Genomic DNA, 20040 nt, shown 5'->3' with positions numbered 1-20040 from the left:
GAATAAAAAATAAAAACCAGAAAGGTGATTGCACATGCGGGAAGAGCTAAAGGGGATATTTGCAAGTGTATTCGGAGAAAAAGAGGGGTTACGGTTTTTTTTCGCACCTGGAAGAGTGAATCTGATTGGAGAACATACAGACTATAACGGCGGGCATGTCTTTCCGTGCGCGCTGACAATGGGTACATATGCTGCTGTTGCAGAAAGAAACGACGGGCTTGTCCGGATGTATTCAGATAACTTTAGAAACGCAGGCATCAAGGAATGCAGCCTTGACGACATTCGCTATCAAAAAGAAGACGACTGGGCGAACTACCCAAAAGGCGTGATTTATGAATTTCAACAGAGGGGATATGCAGTTCCCCATGGCTTTGACATTGTATTTTCAGGGAATATTCCAAACGGGGCGGGGCTGTCGTCTTCCGCTTCTATTGAATTGCTGATGGGGGTCGTGCTCCAAAGCTATTTTCATCCTGAAGTAGATGCGCTTGAGCTTGTGAAAATGGCGCAGCATGCGGAAAACCATTTTATCGGCGTCAATTGCGGAATTATGGACCAATTTGCAATTGGAATGGGGAAAAAACATCATGCGATGCTGCTGAACTGCGACACGCTTGACTATGAATATAGCAAACTCAATGTCTCAGGCCTCGCGCTGGTCATCGCGAACACGAACAAAAAAAGGACATTGGCTGACTCAAGCTATAATACGAGACGCCAAGAATGCAATGATGCATTGCTTGATTTGAAAAAAGGCCTCGATATTGCCGCACTGGGCGACATCAAGCCTTCTGATTTCGATGCGCATTCCAGCCTGATCCAAAATGAAACGAACAGACGCCGGGCAAAGCACGCTGTATACGAAAATCATCGTGCTATTAGAACGGCCCATATGTTCAAAGAGAACAATATAGATGAAATCGGGCAGTTAATGAAGGAATCCCACCTTTCATTGAAGGATGACTATGAAGTAACATGCCCTGAACTTGATGAGCTTGTGTTTGCGGCATGGGATCACGAAGGTGTAATTGGATCAAGAATGACGGGAGCAGGCTTTGGCGGATGCACCATCAGCATTGTAAAAGATGAGTTCGTTGATGATTTTATTCAGAAGGTTGGAGACAGATATCAAGCAAAAACAGGGCTCCGAGCGGATTTTTATGTCGCGGATATCGGAGAGGGAGCGAGAGAACTAAAGGGGGAGTGACATATGAGTATTATTGAACATCTGGAACAGCTGCTTGAGTATGGCCTGGAACGAAAATTGATTTCGATCTGGGATCGGGAATATACGAGAAACCGTCTTTATGAAGCGCTGGGCATCACACATCCCGAGCCGGTCTCCAGCACCAGCATCAAGCAGTCACAAAGCCTGCCGGACTTGCTCGCTCCCATCTATAAATGGGCTGCCGAAACCGGCCGAATGGAAGCGGATACAGATACGTACCGTGACCTGCTCAGCGCAAAGCTGATGGGCTGTTTTGTACCTGCTCCGTCAGAGGTCATTCGCAAATTTGAAGAGACAAAAGCATTATACGGCCCAAAACAGGCGACAAAGGAATTCTATCAATATTCAGAGGATGTCTATTATATACGGACTGACAGAATCGCCAAAAATGTTCATTGGACGGTGCCGACCGAATATGGCGAACTGGAAATGACCATTAACCTATCAAAGCCTGAAAAGGACCCGAAAGCGATTGCGGCTGCAAAAGAGCAGGAACAGACAAATTATCCGATGTGTTTGCTGTGTAAAGAAAATGTCGGGTTCGAGGGAAGCGTGAATCATCCAGCCCGGCAAAATCACAGAATCATCCCGGTCATCCTTGAGGACGAACAATGGTTCCTGCAATTCTCGCCATATGTCTATTATCCGGAGCACTGCATTGTCTTAAAAGGTGAACATGAACCGATGGAGATCAGCAAAAAAACATTTGAAAGGCTGCTGTCATTTCTCGGGCAGTATCCGCATTATTTTATCGGTTCAAACGCGGATCTGCCGATTGTCGGCGGCAGCATCCTAAGCCATGATCATTTCCAAGGCGGCGCGCATGATTTTCCAATGGCACGTGCAGAAGCGGAAGACGTTTATGAATTAAAAGATTATCCCGGCGTGTCGCTGGGCTTAGTGAAGTGGCCGATGTCTGTGCTCAGGCTCCAAGGAGACGAACCGGGTCATGTCGCCGAAGCTGCTGACCATATCTTCCGCACGTGGCAGATGTATTCCGATGAAAAAGCCGCCATTGCCGCCTATACAGGCGATACGCCCCATAATACGGTCACACCGATTGCGCGGCGCAGGGGAGGCTTGTACGAACTCGATATCGTACTGAGGAACAACCGGACGGATGAGGAGCATCCATTAGGGATATTTCATCCCCATAAGGAAGTTCACCATATTAAAAAAGAAAATATCGGCCTGATTGAGGTCATGGGATTGGCGATATTGCCGGGCCGCTTACAGGAGGAAATGAAAGAAACGGCAGCGGCGCTATGCTCTGCTGATCCGAAAACAGCTTTAGAACAAAATCCGCTCACGGCAAAACATAGTGAGTGGGCTATTCGGATGATGGGAAAAAGAACCATAACAAAAGAGAATGCAGATCTAGTCATAAAAGAAGAGCTGGGACATGTATTCGCTCGCATTCTTGAACACGCCGGTGTGTTTAAACAGACAACAGAAGGAAAACAGGCCTTCAGAAGGTTTATCGACCAGTTGGGCGTCAAACCAGTCAAAAGCCTCAACCGCTAGGGTTGAGGCTTTTTCGATTTTTATGGCAAAACAAACACCCAAAGCGCTGACGCTTCGGGTGCTGCTGCTTTTATCCTCTTTTTCTGGTTAACAGGCTTACTAGAAAGACAACAATGGCTGCACCGATTACCGCTGGAATAATGGCAAATCCGGCTAGGTGCGGCCCCCATGTTCCAAGCAGCCCGTGTCCGATCCAGGCGCCAATAAGACCTGCGATCATAGACCCGATAATTCCTCCGGGCATATCTCCTTTTACAAACAGGCTTCCAAGCCATCCGATAATAATAGCGACGATAAGTGAAATAAGAAAACTCATCATTCAACACATCCTATTTTTTATTTATTTGCTTATATCATTCCTCTTTTTTGTATAAGATAAACAACTGGATGCTCTCATTAAAAAATACGGACAATTCAGAGCATATTGGCTCTTCATTGCGCCTTTTCTTTCAATATTTGATGCGTTAAAATGGTAACCGTGTGAAAAGATGCTAGACGAGGAAAAAATAATTCCTATCTAGAAAGTTTAACAAAATGAAATTTTTGATTGACCTAAGTTTTTTATTGTGGTAAACCTTTATTTGTCAGAATTAGTTCTTCATCATCTTTTCTTTACTTATATGCGGAAATAACTAGAAACTTTTCATCTTAAGCGATAGATGTGAATAAAGTTGGAGCAATTTTTGTCGATTTTATGACATTTAAGCGAAAATGGGATGAAGTTTATAAAAAAATAAAGCTAATAAGTGAAGTTTTTGATAGCATAACAAAGTAGAGAAAAGATTTTGAGGAAGTATGCACTTCAGATTTATTACATCAATAGGAAGGATGGTGATCTTCTTGTTCAGAGCATTAAAACCGTTGCTTGTATTAGCGCTGTTAACTGTGGTTTTCGTCCTTGGGGGATGCAGCAATGCTTCAGTACTAGATCCGAAAGGACCTGTAGCTGAACAGCAAAGTGATTTAATCCTGTTATCTATCGGATTTATGCTGTTTATCGTCGGGGTCGTCTTTGTTCTATTTACCATTATTTTAGTAAAATACCGCGACCGTAAAGGCAAAGATAATGGATCTTATAACCCAGAAATTCACGGTAACACGTTTTTAGAAGTAGTCTGGACAGTGATCCCAATTTTAATCGTCATTGCACTTTCTGTGCCAACAGTACAGACGATATATTCGTTAGAAAAAGCTCCTGAAGCAACAAAAGACAAAGAGCCTCTTGTTGTTTATGCTACTTCGGTAGACTGGAAATGGGTATTCAGCTACCCTGAACAGGATATTGAAACGGTCAACTACTTAAACATTCCTGTCGACCGCCCGATCTTGTTCAAAATCTCATCTGCAGATTCAATGGCTTCGCTATGGATTCCTCAGCTTGGAGGGCAAAAATATGCGATGGCAGGAATGCTGATGGATCAATACTTACAGGCTGACAAAGTGGGTACTTACGAAGGCCGCAACGCGAACTTCACAGGTGAACATTTTGCAGACCAAGAGTTTGATGTGAATGCAGTCACAGAAAAAGACTTTAACAGCTGGGTGAAAAAGACTCAGAACGAGGCTCCTAAGCTGACAAAAGAGAAGTATGATGAATTGATGCTTCCTGAAAATGTGGACGAATTAACGTTCTCTTCTACTCACTTGAAATACGTTGATCACGGACAAGACGCTGAGTACGCGATGGAGGCGCGCAAACGCCTTGGCTATCAAGCCGTTTCACCGCACTCTAAAACAGATCCGTTTGAAAACGTAAAGAAAAACGAATTTAAGAAGTCTGATGATACAGAAGAATGATATTGATCAGGAAAGGAGGAAGCCTGCATGAAATTCAAATGGGACGAATTTTTCGTAACTGGTGACCCATTAATTCTGGGCGCACAAGTTTCCATTGCGCTTTCAACCATTGCCATTATTTTTGTACTGACTTACTTCAAAAAGTGGAAATGGCTGTGGTCTGAATGGATAACTACTGTTGACCATAAAAAACTCGGAATCATGTACATTATATCTGCTGTAATTATGTTATTCCGCGGCGGTGTCGACGGTCTGATGATGCGTGCCCAGCTAGCGCTTCCGAATAACAGTTTTTTAGACTCAAACCACTATAATGAAATTTTTACAACTCACGGTACAATCATGATCATCTTCATGGCGATGCCGTTCTTAATCGGTCTTATCAACGTTGTTGTACCTCTTCAAATCGGTGCCCGCGACGTTGCGTTCCCTTACTTGAACAACCTAAGCTTCTGGACGTTCTTTGTAGGGGCGATGCTTTTCAATATTTCTTTCGTTATCGGAGGTTCTCCGAACGCAGGCTGGACGAGTTATATGCCGCTTGCAAGTAACGACATGAGCCCTGGGCCGGGTGAGAACTACTACCTCCTCGGACTTCAGATTGCCGGTATCGGTACCCTGATGACAGGGATCAACTTTATGGTAACAATCTTAAAAATGAGAACAAAAGGCATGACATTAATGCGTATGCCAATGTTCACATGGACAACACTGATCACAATGGTTATTATCGTGTTTGCTTTCCCTGTACTTACAGTAGCATTAGCACTTTTATCATTTGATCGTTTGTTCGGCGCTCACTTTTTTACATTGGAAGCAGGCGGTATGCCGATGCTTTGGGCTAACTTGTTCTGGATTTGGGGACATCCTGAAGTATATATCGTTATTCTTCCGGCGTTTGGTATTTTCTCAGAAATCATCTCAAGCTTTGCAAGAAAACAATTGTTTGGTTACAAAGCGATGGTTGGTTCTATTATCGCCATCTCTGTATTGAGTTTCTTAGTTTGGACTCACCACTTCTTCACAATGGGGAACAGTGCGTCCGTTAACTCATTCTTCTCAATTACGACAATGGCAATCTCAATCCCAACCGGGGTTAAAATCTTTAACTGGCTCTTTACAATGTATAAAGGCCGAATCAGCTTTACAACACCTATGCTGTGGGCGCTTGCGTTCATTCCTAACTTCGTTATCGGCGGGGTTACAGGGGTTATGCTTGCGATGGCAGCAGCGGATTATCAATACCATAATACGTACTTCCTTGTATCTCACTTCCACTATGTGCTGATCGCGGGTACTGTATTTGCTTGTTTCGCCGGATTTATTTTCTGGTATCCAAAAATGTTCGGCCACAAGCTGAACGAAAGAATCGGAAAATGGTTCTTCTGGATCTTTATGATCGGGTTCAATATTTGTTTCTTCCCGCAATATTTCTTGGGGCTTCAAGGCATGCCTCGCCGTATTTACACATACGGACCGAACGACGGCTGGACAACATTGAACTTTATCTCAACTGTCGGAGCTTTCATGATGGGTGTAGGATTCTTAATCCTTTGCTATAACATCTACTACAGCTTCCGTTACTCTACTCGTGAAATCAGCGGAGATTCATGGGGTGTGGGACGTACGCTTGATTGGGCGACTTCTTCTGCGATTCCGCCGCATTACAACTTTGCGGTGCTTCCTGAAGTCAAATCTCAAGATGCATTCCTGCATATGAAAGAAGAAAAAACTGAATTATACCCTGAAAGCAAATTCAAGAAAATCCATATGCCAAGCAACTCAGGCAGACCGTTCTTTATGTCTGTTGCCTTCGGTCTCGCTGGCTTTGGACTGGTATTTGAATGGTACTGGATGGGCGTAGTCGGATTGATCGGAGTCCTGCTCTGCATGGTTCTGCGTTCATTCGAATACGACAACGGCTACTACATTAGTGTTGATGAAATAAAAGAGACGGAAAGAAAGATTTCCGAATAAGGAGGCGTGAGTTATGGAACATGCAGAACACGGCAATTCTAACGCGCCTATGGAATATCAATCTGAAACCGGCAGACTTAATATTCTCGGGTTTTGGATCTTTTTAGGGGCAGAAATTGTGTTGTTCTCAACACTATTTGCAACCTTCTTCGTTCTTAAAAACAGAACAGCTGGAGGTGTCTTGCCAGACGAACTATTTGAAGTCAATCTGGTAATGATTATGACGTTCTTGCTGCTGATCAGCAGCTTTACCTGCGGGATCGCTGTTCATGAAATGCGCCGCGGAAGTTTAAAAGGCGTAGTCATTTGGACAATTATCACTCTTCTTCTCGGTGCCGGCTTCGTCGGATGCGAGATCAACGAGTTTGTTCACTATGTACATGAAGGAGCGGCTCTCAGTACAAGTGCGTTCTGGTCTGGATTCTTTGTTTTACTTGGAACTCACGGAACTCACGTAACAATCGGGATTTTCTGGATCACAGGAATTCTGATTCAGTTGAAGAAACGCGGCTTAACTCCGCAAACTTCATCTAAAATCTTTATCTCAAGCTTGTACTGGCACTTCTTAGATGTTGTATGGATTTTCATCTTTACAGGTGTCTATCTCATGGGATTGGGGGGTCTGTAAAATGGCAAACAAATCTGCTGAACACAGTCACTTTCCATGGAAACACATTGTAGGTTTTATCCTGTCTATCGTTTTGACCCTGCTGGCTCTATGGGTTGCAGTGTATACTGACCTGAGCTCATCAGCAAAACTTTGGATAATCTTCGGCTTCGCCTTCATTCAGGCGGCGCTGCAGCTTCTCATGTTCATGCATATGACAGAGAGCGAAAACGGCACGATCCAAGTCGGAAACACGCTGTTCGGATTCTTTGGCGCGATCGTTATCGTACTTGGATCCATCTGGATTTTTGCGGCTCACTATCACCATGGTGACCATATGGACGGAAATCCTCCTGGAGGCGCTGAACACTCAGAGCATTCAGGCCATAACGAATAATACAAAAACCCTCTTCATTGGAAGAGGGTTTTTTGCTGTCTTCAGCTGCTTCGCTTTCTGCGAAGATACGGAAGGCCGTAAATGATAAATGCGGCGATATGAGCGACAATGACGTTGACGGCAAACAAGATAATCATGAGAGTGTGTCCTAGTGGAGAAAGGCTTTCTGTTGCGTAAAAGAAGAAGAATACCCACATTAAGATGATTGGCGGAATAGCTGAGAGTGCGACTTTTTTGTTATCAAGCCAAATAAAGAGAGGCGTTGCGCTGGCAACCAATAAGTAAGCAAAAAACATGTCCATCATACCCGTCTCCTTTCATTTTGTGATAACGTTTACAAAAATGAAATAGAGGAACTGAGTTGTGTCTGTTTTGTGATTGTTTTTTGAACATTCTGTTACAATTATTATACCATGTTTTCCAGAAATTGATACGTGTTTTTGCAGAAATGGACTGGATCTATCGTCTTATTTTTTTTGTTTAATGTGCTAGGAGAATGTATGGGCATGGGGCTCTGAATTTTTAGCTGTTTCTTATGAGGTATACATTATTTGGGAACATAACACATTATCGCATTCGTTTTTTAACAAATTCTTTTGGTATGGCGTTTTTTTCATTTGAAAAGTTTTGTGTCAATCGAAACATTTCGGTTTATGATACGTCATATTTCGTGTAGCTGAAAAAGCGCCGCAAATGCTGAAAAAACATAAAAGGAAGCGAGCTTCACGTGTCATCTTGAACGTGGTTCATGTATAATAAACATTAGTGATTTTCCGATGAAAATGTAAGGCGGGATAGAATGAGTCGATATAAGAAACAGCAAAGCCCCTTTTACCAGGGGGATTTGATTTTTATATTTGGTGTGTTTTTTATTATAAGCGTAGTATCAATTTATGCTGCCGGTCAGTTTGGGCAGTATGGGAACACGGATTGGATTCAGCAAATTGTGTTTTATCTTTTGGGGGCTGTTGCCATTACAGTTCTTTTGTACTTTGATTTAGAACAGCTTGAAAAGTTAAGTTTATATATTTTTATCATTGGTATTTTATCTTTGATTATTCTTAAAATCAGTCCCGAGTCTATTGCACCTGTTATTAAAGGGGCAAAAAGTTGGTTTAGGATCGGTAGAATAACAATACAGCCGTCAGAGTTTATGAAGGTTGGTTTGATTATGATGCTTGCTTCAGTTATTGGAAAAGCAAATCCTAAAGGAGTTCGGACGCTTAGGGATGATATCCACTTGTTATTAAAGATTGCGGGTGTCGCAGTTATTCCTGTAGGTCTTATCTTGATGCAGGATGCTGGGACTGCGGGAATATGTATGTTTATCGTTCTTGTAATGGTTTTTATGTCAGGGATAAATTGGAAATTGATTGCGATCATAGCTGGTTCAGGTATCTTACTCATTTCATTAATTTTATTAGTAATGATAAACTTTCCTGACGTTGCTAAATCAGTTGGAATACAGGATTATCAAATTAAGCGGGTCACTTCTTGGGTGTCTGCTTCAAATGAGACACAGGAAGATTCAAATGACAGCTGGCAAGTTGACCAGGCCATTATGGCAATAGGATCTGGTGGTATTTTAGGGAATGGTATTTCTAATTTGAAGGTTTATGTTCCAGAGAGTACGACTGACTTTATCTTTTCTATAATAGGTGAGTCATTTGGCTTTATAGGCTGTGCAATTGTTGTCATCATGTTCTTCTTTTTAATCTACAGGCTTGTCGTTCTGATAGATAAAATACATCCGTTTAACCGTTTCGCTTCTTTCTTTTGCGTTGGCTATACGGCGTTAATTGTGATCCACACATTCCAGAATATCGGAATGAACATTGGCATTATGCCTGTTACCGGGATTCCGCTGCTGTTTGTCAGCTATGGGGGAAGCTCGACACTTTCCACGTTAATCGGATTTGGGATTGTATATAATGCAAGTGTGCAGCTGACGAAATACAGAAGTTATCTTTTTAATTCTTGATATGCAGACAGCCTTTACAGAGGCTGTCTTTTTTTGTGCAGAGCATTTCACTTTTGAGATCACTTTTTTTCGGATATGATAAAAAGTGATAAGGAGGTTTTTGTGATGAATAACACAATCGAAACCATTTTGAATCATCGGTCAATCCGGTCTTTTACTGATCAGCTTTTGACAGCTGAAGAAATTGATACATTAGTGAAAAGTGCGCAGGCTGCGTCTACATCCAGCTATGTGCAGGCATATTCGATTATCGGGGTTTCTGATCCTGAGAAAAAACGTGAGCTGTCGGTGCTTGCTGGGAATCAGCCTTACGTTGAGAAGAACGGACACTTTTTTGTATTTTGTGCGGATTTGTACCGCCATCAACAACTGGCTGAGGAAAAAGGTGAACATATTTCTGAGCTGCTCGAGAATACAGAAATGTTTATGGTTAGCTTGATTGATGCGGCGCTGGCAGCGCAAAATATGAGCATTGCCGCTGAATCCATGGGGCTTGGCATTTGCTATATCGGCGGCATTCGGAATGAATTGGACAAGGTGACAGAGGTGCTGCAAACGCCTGACCATGTGCTCCCGCTTTTCGGACTGGCAGTAGGCCATCCTGCGAACCTTTCCGGCAAAAAACCGAGATTGCCAAAGCAGGCCGTTTATCATGAAAATACGTATAATGTGAACACAGACGATTTCCGTCATACTATGAATACGTATGACAAAACCATTTCTGATTACTATAGAGAAAGAACAAACGGGCAGCGGGAAGAAACGTGGTCCGATCAAATACTGAACTTTATGAAGCAAAAGCCGCGTACGTATTTAAATGACTACGTGAAAGAAAAGGGCTTTAATAAAAACTAAAGCAAACCTCTCCGTCTGGAGGGGTTTTTATGTTTCACGTGTAACATATTCCGACAAATAGGGACATGCTTTCACAAATAAATGGCGAATGATAGGGGACACTGATAAGCAGTGTGAGCGGCTTTGGAGAAAAAATAGGGGATCAGTGATACGATGAGGATGAGGTGGTAGGGATGGTTTCATTAAGTATATTAGATCAATCTCCAGTATCAGAGGGCAGCAATGCAGAAACGGCCTTACAGCAAACCGTTGCGCTTGCCCAAGCTGCTGAGGACCTTGGATATAAGAGATTTTGGGTTTCTGAGCATCACTTTTCAAAACGGCTGGCAGGGTCCAGTCCTGAGGTGCTAATCAGTCATATAGCAGCGAAAACAAAGCGAATTCGTGTTGGATCAGGAGGAGTCATGCTGCCGCATTACAGTGCTTATAAAGTAGCTGAAAACTTTCGTGTTCTGGAGGGGCTGACACCAGGAAGAATTGACCTGGGGCTTGGCAGAGCACCGGGGGGAATGCCGATTGCATCATGGGCGCTGAATGACGGTGGTAAGCGCAATGCTGATCAGTATCCGCAGCAAATTAAGGAGCTGACCATGTATTTGCATGATTTGGCGGATGACAAACACCGTTTTCCGAATCTGACCGCTGCGCCGCATATTTCAACGGCTCCGGATGTGTGGCTGCTCGGCTCATCTGGAGAAAGCGCGCTGCTCGCAGCTGAATCTGGCGCTGGCTATATGTTTGCCCATTTTATCAATGGAGAGGGCGGAGAGGGTACTGTCAGACAGTATAAGAGGCGATTCAAACCGTCTGTGTTAGGAGATACGCCTCGAGCGGCAGTTGCTGTTTTTGTTCTTTGTGCTGACACGGAGGAGAAGGCAGAGGAGCTTGGGGCTGTGCTTGATTTTACACTTTTGGCGGGAGAGCAGGGTATTCCTTTAGAGGGAGTTCCTTCGTATGAAGCTGTTCGGAAAAATACGTATTCTCCTTATGAACAGAGACGAATTGCTGATAATCGAAATCGAATGATTGTTGGTACGAAAGAACAGGTTAAGGAGCGGCTGTTAGCTTTGAGTAACGCGTATGAAACAGAGGAAATCATGGTGGTGACCATTACGCATCATTTTGAAGATAAGCTCCGATCGTATCGCTTATTGCAGGAGGCGTTTGCTGACTGATCTTTAAAAAGCCCTGCCGAATCGGCAGGGCTTTTTCTTATTCAACAGTGAAAGGTTCTTCGGTCAAAACCTGGCTTGACTTGCCTTTGTTCGCGGCATATGCGAGCAAGTAATACTCTCCGGCCGGAAGTTTGGTTCCGCCATTAATCGTGCCGTCCCAGTCAAAGTACTGGTAACCTTTATCTTGGTTTTTATAAATGCCGGCTTGGCCTGCGAAATCAAGGTTGCTGTCATAGACGAGGAACGCCAGCTCTTCCGCTCCCGCAGGAAGGTAGGTTTCAATTTGATAGGTACCTTGTACAGACCCTTCGCTGACAGAGACAGATGTGACTCTCGGATAATCGGGCTCTTTCACAATCAGCAATGTAGGTACCTTAGCGACCGTTTTTCCGCCTTCTCTGACGATAACCGTTCCTTCATAGGTGCCAGCTTTTGTTTTCTTCGTATTGACCTTTACTTTTGCAGTGGCTTTCCCGGTTTGATGTGCCGGAATCACAACACGGCTTGTGCCGGATGTGGAAATGCCGCTGCCATTAAATGAGTATTCAAGTGTGTATGACTTTCTAATGGAAGATTGATTTTCAATCGTAAACGTTTCATTTTTTGTTTCGTTTCCGTTTTCCTTCAAGAACGTGCCGTATGAATAGCTTCCAGGTGAGACGAGCGAATCGGCTTTGATTGCGTTCATGATTCTTGCGCTGCCTGCGCCTTGAGCGTTATGCGGATATACTTCCCCATCGCTATCCTTTAAAGTGACAGCGGTATTCATGATGGCGGCTTTAATCTGTTCAACGCTCCACTTTGGTTTGGCTTGTTTAATAACGGCAACCGCTCCGGCAATATGAGGCGATGCCATGCTTGTTCCTTGTTTTGATCCGTAGCCGTATGGATGGTCAGGATCGTGTGTTGGGATCGTGCTCACGATATTGACCCCTGGCGCGGAAATATCAGGCTTAATCATCCACGTATCCATAACAGGGCCGCGTGATGAGAAATCAGCGACTTGTTCACCGAGCGCTTTTGAGACCGTCAACTTGAATGTTGTTTTTGTCTCACCAGCTTTCAGGGCGCTGACGAGTTTTTCGCCGTCTTCTAATGAAAGCTTAATCGTTGGGACAGACATGCCTGGCACATTGGCTTCAATTTCTCCAGAGAGGTTGTTATACACAACCATGCCGATTGCACCGGCTTTTTTAGCGTTATCCGCTTTATCCACAAATGCAATGCTGCCTCGTTTGACAACGGCGACTTTGCCTGTCAGGTCTTTCCCTTCAAAATCCTTTGCTTCGCCGATTCCCGCTTCGACAAGCTCAACTTCTTTGTTATTGAGCGCTTTGACGTCGTCCTCTTTGTTGTAGCCCATCACTTTTGCTGAAGAGTAGGAGCCGAAAGTGACGGCGTATTCATTGAGCGGCAGCTGAGTCGCACCGACAGAAATCGCTTCTCTTGATGTGCCCGGCGATCCGACTGTCCAGCCGTTCGGTCCGCTGTTGCCGTTTGAGGTAACAGCGACAACGCCTTCTGACATGGCCCAGTCAAGCGCTGTGCTTGTCGCCCAGTCCGGGTTGTTTAAAGAGTTTCCGAGAGACAGGTTCATCACATCTGCCCCGTCCTGCACTGCACGTTCCACGCCCGCGATGACGTTTTCCGTTGTGCCGCTTCCGCCAGGCCCTAACACACGATAAGCAAGAAGTGTGGCATCAGGCGCTACGCCTTTAATCGTTCCGTTTGCAGCCACAGTTCCGGCTACGTGTGTGCCATGGTCTGTTGCCTCGCCCCTCGGATCGCCGGTTGGTGTTTCTTTTGGATCGTAATCATTGTCCACAAAATCGTATCCTTTATATTGTCCAAAGTTTTTCTTCAGATCTGGGTGATTGTATTCAACCCCAGTGTCAATAATCGCCACCTTGATGCCTTTTCCTGTGTAGCCTAAATCCCATGCATCGTTTGCTCCGATATAAGGCGCACTGTCATCCATTTGCGGAGATACGGCGTCTTCGGAGATTGTGACGTCTTTATCCTTCATATTGTCTGTTTTATATGTGACGTTCGGGTACACTGCCTTAACGTCTTTTACCGCTAGAAGTTTTGGAATCTCATTAGCTGGAAGCTTCATAGAGAAGCCTGAGAATACCTGCTCATATTCCCGGTTTACTTTTCCGTTTTTCACTGCTTTGATTGCTTTGTTTTTTGCTTTGGTGCGAGCGGTTTTCAGCTTGCTTTTCGATTGGCTTTCTCCCGCTTCCTTCGCTTCTGCCAAGGATTTTTCTTTTAATTCCACTATAACGGTTGTTTTTTTGCTTGTCGTCATATCGATATCACCGAATACCTCGGCTTTTTCCAGATCAGCCGACGTTTTTGAAGAAGCCGGAGCTGCCTGAACGCCCGTAATGCCTGTGGATAACGCAAAAAATAAGACGAAACTTACAAGCAGAAAGCGAATGATCCCCTTTTTCAATGTGTTTCCCCCTTTGTATTTAGAAAAAATGTGAAAGATCTAGTATATATTTCTTGAAAATTCAAAAAAATCCTTGTGTCATTTGGACCATTTATTGGATTTTGTTTGTGTATAACGAAGGAGTTATACACAGAACCCTGTGTATAAGTGAATAAACCTGTGTATATATATAGTTAGGAATATACGTTCGTATACAAAATATAGATAGAGTTTGTGGACATGTGGATATCTCTTGTGATTAAGTTGTTCTTATCTTTGGGATAACTTGTGTATAAAGTTTTCAAAGCGGTTCTCCAATTTTCATTTCAATTCTTTCAGCTTTCAACAAAACTTCTAAAAACTAGTTGGTTTTTTCACTCATATTGTGACAAAGAATTCTCTTTCCACGGTCTATCATAGAGTCATGAGTTTTGCTAGAGCCGCTAGTTTGCGAGAAAAGAAATCGGCCGTCTTTTCTTGCGGGCTGCGGCTGAGAAAACGGGCTGCTAAAAAGGCTGCCTGCCAAAAAGAAGCGGAGGGATGTTTTTCTATGAAACGTTTGCTTGTATCTTTACGGGTGTGGATGGTCTTTTTGATGAACTGGGTGACGCCGGACAGAAAAACTGCGGCTGCCGCGGTCTATTCGGCTCAGCGTACATACCAAAGAAAGGCGGCTGTGCAGGCCGCAGGACTCGTTTCGTTTTATGAATGGCGGATGGCTGTGAATGAGGAAGAAAAGCAGAAAGCGAAAGCCGCCGCGCTTTATAAAAGAAGATGTTTGCAAGCCTTCAAGGAATCGCCAAAGCAGGAGAGAGCGGGCCCGCATCTTTACATGGCGGTCAAAAGGAGGTAAAATCCCAGTCAAAAGCAAATTGGCGGGAGAGATAACCTCTTGAAAATCTATAAAGTATTAAACAACAATGCGGCTTTAATAAAAGAGGATGATCAGGAAAAAATCGTGATGGGACCGGGAATCGCTTTTCAAAAAAAGAAAAATGATCTCATCCCTATGAATAAAGTGGAAAAGATCTTTGTCGTGCGCGACGAGAATGAAAAGTTCAAACAAATCCTGCAAACACTGCCGGAGGAGCATATAGAAATAGCTGAGGATATCATCAGCTATGCGGAAGGAGAGCTCGCGGCGCCGCTGAGCGATCACATTCATATCGCGCTTTCCGACCATTTGTCCTTTGCGATCGAAAGGATTCAAAATGGGCTGCTTGTGCAGAATAAATTGCTGCATGAGATAAAGGCGCTCTATAAAAAAGAATATGAGATCGGCCTGTGGGCGATCGGACATGTAAAAGAGACATTGGGCGTGTCTCTGCCTGAAGATGAAGCGGGTTATATTGCCCTTCACATCCATACGGCGAAGATGGATGCGGAGAGCATGTATTCAGCGCTGAAGCATACGACCATGATCAAAGAAATGATAGAGAAAATAGAACAATACTTTAATCGAAAGGTGGATGAAAACAGCATTTCCTATCAACGCCTTGTCACGCATTTGCGATACGCGGTCAGCCGGTTGGAATCAAATGAAGCGCTCCATCGTATGGACGAGGAGATGCTTTATTTCATCCAAAAAAAGTATTCATTCGCCTATCAATGTGCGCTGGAGCTGGCGGAGTTTTTGAAAAATGAATATCAATTACATTTGCCGGAATCCGAGGCCGGCTATATCACGCTGCATGTCCAGCGTCTTCAAGATCTCTCGGAATAACCGCTTTGACTTGCAGGGAGTGATCTCTGGAAGTTTTTTTATTGATCAGGATTCAGTGTGTAGTACATCCAGCCCATCATAACTATTCCCGCGGTCAGATTGCCGAGCGTAACGGGGATTAAGTTTCTGACTGCTCCCATCAGTGTCACTGTATCAGGGTGCTCGATCAAAAGCGAGATGGCGAATGTGCACATATTGGCAATGCTGTGTTCAAAGCCGGAAATAAAGAAGCAGAAAACGAAAAGCATCATGGTAAAAAGCTTTGCTCCTTCCCCTTTGAGAGACATTGGAATGAAAAAGGCGAGGCACACAAGCCAATTGCACAGCATTCCTCTGAAAAACAATTCGGAAGCCGGCGGCTCCATTTTGTGCTCTGCCAAATGAATCAAAAAGGAATGAACAGAAGGCTCCTCAAAAAGTCCCGTCGCGCTGATCAGGATGGCAAACAGAATGGCGCCGATTAAATTGCCGGCATAGCTTGACATCCACAAGTATAGGGTGTCGCGCCAGCTGATTTTTTTCCGGAGCGCGGTATAGGTGAAATAAAAGGTGTTGCCGGTAAATAAATCTCCGCCTCCGTAAGCAATCATCAGAATAGCGGCCCCGAAAGTGACAGCGGCTGCCGGAAAGGCAAACGGAGAATCAGCCATAAAGAAATAGCTGCCTGTTTTGCTTGCGGCTGTAATGCCAAAACCAATAAATATACTGGCCAAAATGGACCGAAGCACATAACGGATTTTGCTTGAAGCGAATATGTTTTGTTTTTTCAAAGCATACTGTTCAACCTTTTGTAATGCTTGAGTTTCCATTGTCTTTTCCTGCTTTCTTTCATGATTGAGCATAGTATAGCACGATATTGTGAAGTATTTCACAATTAATTTTTACGAATTTTTGTCTACATGTTATATCAAACTATTTAACTAAAAAAATAGTTGACGAAAACGCTATCATGATTTATGATGAAAGCGTATTCTTAATCTGAATAAGCGGGATTGTGACTGGTAAAGCAGGCAAGACCTAAAATTTGCGTAAATGAAAAAGGATCGCTGTGTCCTTTATTCGTTGGCGAATTTTAGGTCTTTTTTGTTTAAATAAAAGGGGGAGAAATAGATGGATTACAAAGAGACTGCAAAACGCCTCATTGAGCTTCTCGGAGGGAAAGAAAATATTATCAGCGCGGCTCATTGTGCAACAAGACTGCGTTTAGTGATGAAAGATGAATCAAAGATAGATCAAGCACAAGTAGAAGAGCTTGATGGCGTTAAAGGGGCTTTCAGCAGCTCTGGCCAGTACCAGATCATTTTCGGAACAGGCCTTGTGAATAAAGTATTCGATGCCTTTTCTAAAGAAGCTGATATCGAGCGTGAAGAACACGTCAATCATCAGGATGCGGCAAAAGAAAAGCTGAATCCCGCTGCGAGATTTGCGAAAACGCTTTCTAATATTTTTGTCCCAATTATCCCGGCTATTGTGGCCAGCGGCCTGTTAATGGGATTGCTGGGTATGATCAATGCGTTTCATTGGATGAGCAAGGATTCTGCAGTTTTTCAGCTGCTTGATATGTTTTCAAGTGCAGCATTCATTTTCTTGCCGATTCTAATCGGAGTAAGCGCTTCAAAAGAATTTGGCAGCAACCCGTACTTGGGAGCGGTCATTGGGGGAATCATGATTCATCCAAACCTTTTGAATCCATGGGGTTTGGCTGAAGCGACACCTGATTATATGCATCTTTTTGGATTTGATATCGCGCTTCTAGGCTATCAGGGAACTGTCATCCCTGTCCTGCTTGCGGTGTATGTGATGAGCAAGGTAGAGAAATGGACGAGAAAAGTGGTTCCGCATGCGGTAGATTTGCTTGTTACACCTTTTGTTACTGTAATTGTCACCGGGTTTGTTGCTTTTATCGCGATTGGCCCTCTGGGAAGAGCGCTTGGCTCCGGGATTACGGTTGCTTTAACTTATGTGTATGACCATGCCGGTTTTGTGGCAGGTTTGATTTTCGGGGGCACGTATTCACTCATCGTGCTGACAGGTGTTCATCACAGCTTCCATGCGATTGAGGCTGGGCTTATTGCAGATATAGGCAAAAACTACTTACTGCCGATCTGGTCAATGGCGAATGTCGCACAGGGCGGGGCAGGTCTTGCCGTCTTCTTTATGGCGAAAAAGGCAAAGACAAAAGAAATCGCGCTTCCGGCAGCATTTTCCGCTTTTCTCGGCATTACTGAGCCCGTCATATTCGGAGTCAATCTTCGCTACCGAAAACCGTTTATCGCTGCGATGATCGGAGGCGCATTGGGTGGGGCATATGTCGTCTTTACACATGTAGCTGCAAACGCTTACGGGTTAACGGGAATTCCGATGATCGCCATTGCGGCTCCGTTTGGCGTCAGCAACTTGATTCACTATCTGATTGGCATGGCGATTGCGGCAGTGTCAGCGTTCATTGCAGCATTTGTCATGAAGATTAATGAGGATGAGGAGAGGAAAAAATGACAGCACATGACCAGGAGCTTCGTCGCCGGGCTTATGAAGAAGTGGAGAAAAAAGAGCCCATCGCTAACAGCGATCCGCACCGCCAGCATTTTCACATCATGCCGCCGGTTGGGCTGCTGAATGACCCGAATGGCGTGATTTATTGGAAGGGCAGCTATCATGTATTCTTTCAGTGGCAGCCGTTTCAGACGGGGCACGGCGCAAAATTTTGGGGGCATTATACGACACAGGATGTTGTGAATTGGAAGCGGGAAGAGATTGCGCTGGCTCCGAGTGATTGGTTTGATAAAAACGGCTGCTACTCGGGCAGCGCTGTCACGAAAGACGATCGGCTCTATCTGTTTTACACAGGAAATGTCAGGGATCAGGATGGAAACCGGGAAACGTATCAATGCCTTGCTGTATCTGACGACGGACTGTCCTTTGAGAAAAAGGGTGTCGTCGCCCGCCTCCCTGAAGGATACACGGCGCATTTTCGCGATCCGAAGGTATGGGAGCATGAAGGCACATGGTATATGGTGATTGGTGCGCAAACAGAGAATTTGAAAGGGCAGGCTGTATTGTTTGCTTCTGATAACCTGAGTGAGTGGAGATTTCTTGGCCCGATAACCGGCGCGGGCTTCAACGGGCTGGACGAATTTGGATACATGTGGGAATGCCCTGATTTGTTTTCCCTTCAAGGATCGGATGTGCTGATTGTTTCGCCTCAAGGGCTTGAGGCTGACGGTTTTCGTTATCAGAACGTATATCAATCAGGTTATTTTGTCGGCCGTCTCGATTATAACAAGCCTGAACTGAAGCATGGTGAATTTACGGAGCTTGATCAAGGTTTTGATTTTTACGCGCCGCAAACACTTGAAGACGATCAGGGAAGGCGGATTTTGTTTGCATGGATGGCGGTGCCTGATCAGGATGAAGGGTCCCATCCGACCATTGACTACCACTGGATTCACTGCATGACGCTGCCGAGACAGCTGACGCTTTCAGGCCAGAAGCTGATTCAGCAGCCGCTGCCTGAGCTAAAAGCCATGCGCAGAAATGAGAAAAAAATACACATCAACATGCATGGATCATCTGGTGCGCTTCCAGTGGAAAAACCTGAAAGAACTGAGATTCTACTGGAAGACATTCATACGGAGTCTGGCTTTTCAATCAGTATCCGCGGAACGGCTACGTTTTCCTTCCATAAAGACGAGGGGATTGTTACGCTGGAACGAAAGAGCTTTGACGGAAAAAGAACAGAAGCGAGACATTGCCGCATCAAGGATTTGCATACCGTACACATGTTTCTCGACGCGTCATCTGTGGAAATCTTTATCAATAACGGAGAAGAGGTCTTTAGTGCAAGATATTTTCCTTTCCCGGGAAATCATGAAGTAACAGCCAGTGCGACCGGGAAATCTGAAATGAATGTCGGAATTTGGACACTTATGTAGAAAATCCTTCTATTTTCTTATGTGAAATCTGAGCCATCTGTGCTATTCTTCAACGATAACCTACTATTTTTTTCTGTAAAAGGAGTTGTTTTCTTGAATATACATGAACAGAAGATAACACCGGAATGTTTGGAAAAGGCTGCTAACCAAGTTGAAGATAAGCGAGAAGAATATAAGGATGTGCTGCTTCAGCTGAAAAAAATGCTTGGCGGAACAACGCCGCACAGTGAAACGGCGGAAATTCTCACGCGGGCATATGAACAAATGAAGGAATATGCACTTTTTGTTCAGTCGATAGAAACATTTTTGAGGAAATCTGCAAACAATTTAAAAATCAAATAAACAGGCTGCCGATGGGATCGGCAGTTTTTTCTGTGAAAAGTCTTCGGTGATTTAAAAAGGGCTGC

At 44.2% G+C, this 20040-nt stretch carries 18 protein-coding genes; 14 read left to right on the top strand and 4 right to left on the bottom strand.

Features of this window, described 5'->3' with window-relative positions; genetic code table 11:
• Positions 1 to 34 precede the first annotated feature (34 nt).
• Together NYE20_RS20805 and galT are read left to right on the top strand one after the other, a co-directional pair.
• On the top strand, positions 35 to 1207 hold the full coding sequence (locus NYE20_RS20805) for a galactokinase (RefSeq protein WP_049140921.1): 1173 nt from the start codon (positions 35 to 37) through the stop codon (positions 1205 to 1207).
• A 3-nt stretch (positions 1208 to 1210) separates the two neighbouring features.
• Positions 1211 to 2752: a UDP-glucose--hexose-1-phosphate uridylyltransferase gene (gene galT, locus NYE20_RS20800; RefSeq protein WP_049140922.1), complete on the top strand. Its 1542-nt coding sequence runs from the start codon at positions 1211 to 1213 to the stop codon at positions 2750 to 2752.
• A gap of 70 nt (positions 2753 to 2822) precedes the next feature.
• On the opposite strand, the gene NYE20_RS20795 is transcribed toward galT, so the two are convergent.
• Positions 2823 to 3068 carry a GlsB/YeaQ/YmgE family stress response membrane protein gene (locus NYE20_RS20795; RefSeq protein WP_009968363.1) on the bottom strand — a complete coding sequence of 82 codons (246 nt, stop codon included), beginning with the start codon at positions 3066 to 3068 and terminating at the stop codon, positions 2823 to 2825.
• A gap of 515 nt (positions 3069 to 3583) precedes the next feature.
• On the opposite strand from NYE20_RS20795, the gene qoxA reads away from it, so the two are divergent.
• From qoxA to qoxD, 4 genes are read left to right on the top strand one after another with little or no spacing between them, the layout of a single operon-like run.
• Entirely contained in the window at positions 3584 to 4549 is a 966-nt protein-coding gene (gene qoxA / locus NYE20_RS20790; RefSeq protein WP_010886637.1) for a cytochrome aa3 quinol oxidase subunit II, read from the top strand.
• A gap of 27 nt (positions 4550 to 4576) precedes the next feature.
• Positions 4577 to 6526: a cytochrome aa3 quinol oxidase subunit I gene (gene qoxB, locus NYE20_RS20785; protein ID WP_003227407.1), complete on the top strand. Its 1950-nt coding sequence runs from the start codon at positions 4577 to 4579 to the stop codon at positions 6524 to 6526.
• A 13-nt stretch (positions 6527 to 6539) separates the two neighbouring features.
• Positions 6540 to 7154 carry a cytochrome aa3 quinol oxidase subunit III gene (gene qoxC, locus NYE20_RS20780; RefSeq protein WP_003227409.1) on the top strand — a complete coding sequence of 205 codons (615 nt, stop codon included), beginning with the start codon at positions 6540 to 6542 and terminating at the stop codon, positions 7152 to 7154.
• 1 nt (position 7155) lies between these two features.
• Positions 7156 to 7530 carry a cytochrome aa3 quinol oxidase subunit IV gene (qoxD, locus tag NYE20_RS20775; RefSeq protein ID WP_003227410.1) on the top strand — a complete coding sequence of 125 codons (375 nt, stop codon included), beginning with the start codon at positions 7156 to 7158 and terminating at the stop codon, positions 7528 to 7530.
• Positions 7531 to 7571: 41 nt separating this feature from the next.
• On the opposite strand, the gene ywcE is transcribed toward qoxD, so the two are convergent.
• Complete coding sequence (gene ywcE, locus NYE20_RS20770; protein ID WP_003227411.1) at positions 7572 to 7835, bottom strand: spore morphogenesis/germination protein YwcE; 264 nt, start codon at positions 7833 to 7835, stop codon at positions 7572 to 7574.
• Positions 7836 to 8329: 494 nt separating this feature from the next.
• On the opposite strand from ywcE, the gene rodA reads away from it, so the two are divergent.
• The 3 genes from rodA to NYE20_RS20755 all read left to right on the top strand — a co-directional run bounded on the left by rodA (position 8330) and on the right by NYE20_RS20755 (position 11541).
• Positions 8330 to 9511: a cell shape-determining peptidoglycan glycosyltransferase RodA gene (gene rodA, locus NYE20_RS20765; protein WP_003227413.1), complete on the top strand. Its 1182-nt coding sequence runs from the start codon at positions 8330 to 8332 to the stop codon at positions 9509 to 9511.
• A gap of 105 nt (positions 9512 to 9616) precedes the next feature.
• The gene (nfsA, locus tag NYE20_RS20760) at positions 9617 to 10366 is read left to right on the top strand and encodes an oxygen-insensitive NADPH nitroreductase (protein WP_014478349.1); all 750 of its coding nucleotides are present in this window, start codon (positions 9617 to 9619) and stop codon (positions 10364 to 10366) included.
• A gap of 173 nt (positions 10367 to 10539) precedes the next feature.
• Positions 10540 to 11541, top strand: a complete 1002-nt coding sequence (locus tag NYE20_RS20755) for an LLM class flavin-dependent oxidoreductase (RefSeq protein ID WP_003244349.1) — start codon at positions 10540 to 10542, stop codon at positions 11539 to 11541.
• A 37-nt stretch (positions 11542 to 11578) separates the two neighbouring features.
• On the opposite strand, the gene vpr is transcribed toward NYE20_RS20755, so the two are convergent.
• Positions 11579 to 13999: a serine protease Vpr gene (gene vpr / locus NYE20_RS20750; protein ID WP_003227419.1), complete on the bottom strand. Its 2421-nt coding sequence runs from the start codon at positions 13997 to 13999 to the stop codon at positions 11579 to 11581.
• A 529-nt stretch (positions 14000 to 14528) separates the two neighbouring features.
• On the opposite strand from vpr, the gene NYE20_RS20745 reads away from it, so the two are divergent.
• A complete protein-coding gene (locus NYE20_RS20745; RefSeq protein ID WP_003222155.1) occupies positions 14529 to 14831 on the top strand; it encodes a hypothetical protein in 303 nt (100 codons plus the stop codon).
• A 39-nt stretch (positions 14832 to 14870) separates the two neighbouring features.
• On the top strand, positions 14871 to 15701 hold the full coding sequence (gene sacT, locus NYE20_RS20740) for a sac operon transcriptional antiterminator SacT (RefSeq protein WP_003227423.1): 831 nt from the start codon (positions 14871 to 14873) through the stop codon (positions 15699 to 15701).
• A gap of 38 nt (positions 15702 to 15739) precedes the next feature.
• On the opposite strand, the gene NYE20_RS20735 is transcribed toward sacT, so the two are convergent.
• Complete coding sequence (locus tag NYE20_RS20735) at positions 15740 to 16510, bottom strand: formate/nitrite transporter family protein (protein ID WP_003243563.1); 771 nt, start codon at positions 16508 to 16510, stop codon at positions 15740 to 15742.
• Positions 16511 to 16811: 301 nt separating this feature from the next.
• On the opposite strand from NYE20_RS20735, the gene scrA reads away from it, so the two are divergent.
• The 3 genes from scrA (at position 16812) to NYE20_RS20720 (ending at position 19975) form a co-directional block, all read left to right on the top strand.
• Positions 16812 to 18197: a PTS system sucrose transporter subunit IIBC gene (gene scrA / locus NYE20_RS20730; protein WP_029318665.1), complete on the top strand. Its 1386-nt coding sequence runs from the start codon at positions 16812 to 16814 to the stop codon at positions 18195 to 18197.
• Complete coding sequence (gene sacA, locus NYE20_RS20725; protein ID WP_041850386.1) at positions 18194 to 19633, top strand: sucrose-6-phosphate hydrolase; 1440 nt, start codon at positions 18194 to 18196, stop codon at positions 19631 to 19633. The genes scrA and sacA overlap by 4 nt, the downstream gene beginning before the upstream one ends.
• A 93-nt stretch (positions 19634 to 19726) precedes the next feature.
• Positions 19727 to 19975 carry a hypothetical protein gene (locus tag NYE20_RS20720; protein WP_003243437.1) on the top strand — a complete coding sequence of 83 codons (249 nt, stop codon included), beginning with the start codon at positions 19727 to 19729 and terminating at the stop codon, positions 19973 to 19975.
• Positions 19976 to 20040: the final 65 nt, after the last annotated feature.

The sequence above is a fragment of the Bacillus sp. FSL R5-0416 genome (genome assembly GCF_037975425.1).
GTDB classification, from domain to species: Bacteria; Bacillota; Bacilli; order Bacillales; family Bacillaceae; genus Bacillus; species Bacillus subtilis.
This window is presented reverse-complemented; position numbering and strand designations above follow the sequence as displayed.

Excerpts from the sequence above, each read along its gene's own strand:
- nfsA (WP_014478349.1), top strand. The coding sequence starts at position 9,617 with ATGAATAACACAATCGAAACCATTTTGAATCATCGGTCAATCCGGTCT.
- NYE20_RS20735 (WP_003243563.1), bottom strand. The coding sequence starts at position 16,510 with ATGGAAACTCAAGCATTACAAAAGGTTGAACAGTATGCTTTGAAAAAA.
- NYE20_RS20755 (WP_003244349.1), top strand. The coding sequence starts at position 10,540 with ATGGTTTCATTAAGTATATTAGATCAATCTCCAGTATCAGAGGGCAGC.
- qoxC (WP_003227409.1), top strand. The coding sequence starts at position 6,540 with ATGGAACATGCAGAACACGGCAATTCTAACGCGCCTATGGAATATCAA.
- ywcE (WP_003227411.1), bottom strand. The coding sequence starts at position 7,835 with ATGATGGACATGTTTTTTGCTTACTTATTGGTTGCCAGCGCAACGCCT.
- scrA (WP_029318665.1), top strand. The coding sequence starts at position 16,812 with ATGGATTACAAAGAGACTGCAAAACGCCTCATTGAGCTTCTCGGAGGG.
- NYE20_RS20805 (WP_049140921.1), top strand. The coding sequence starts at position 35 with ATGCGGGAAGAGCTAAAGGGGATATTTGCAAGTGTATTCGGAGAAAAA.
- NYE20_RS20745 (WP_003222155.1), top strand. The coding sequence starts at position 14,529 with ATGAAACGTTTGCTTGTATCTTTACGGGTGTGGATGGTCTTTTTGATG.
- rodA (WP_003227413.1), top strand. The coding sequence starts at position 8,330 with ATGAGTCGATATAAGAAACAGCAAAGCCCCTTTTACCAGGGGGATTTG.
- galT (WP_049140922.1), top strand. The coding sequence starts at position 1,211 with ATGAGTATTATTGAACATCTGGAACAGCTGCTTGAGTATGGCCTGGAA.
- sacA (WP_041850386.1), top strand. The coding sequence starts at position 18,194 with ATGACAGCACATGACCAGGAGCTTCGTCGCCGGGCTTATGAAGAAGTG.
- NYE20_RS20795 (WP_009968363.1), bottom strand. The coding sequence starts at position 3,068 with ATGAGTTTTCTTATTTCACTTATCGTCGCTATTATTATCGGATGGCTT.
- qoxB (WP_003227407.1), top strand. The coding sequence starts at position 4,577 with ATGAAATTCAAATGGGACGAATTTTTCGTAACTGGTGACCCATTAATT.
- qoxD (WP_003227410.1), top strand. The coding sequence starts at position 7,156 with ATGGCAAACAAATCTGCTGAACACAGTCACTTTCCATGGAAACACATT.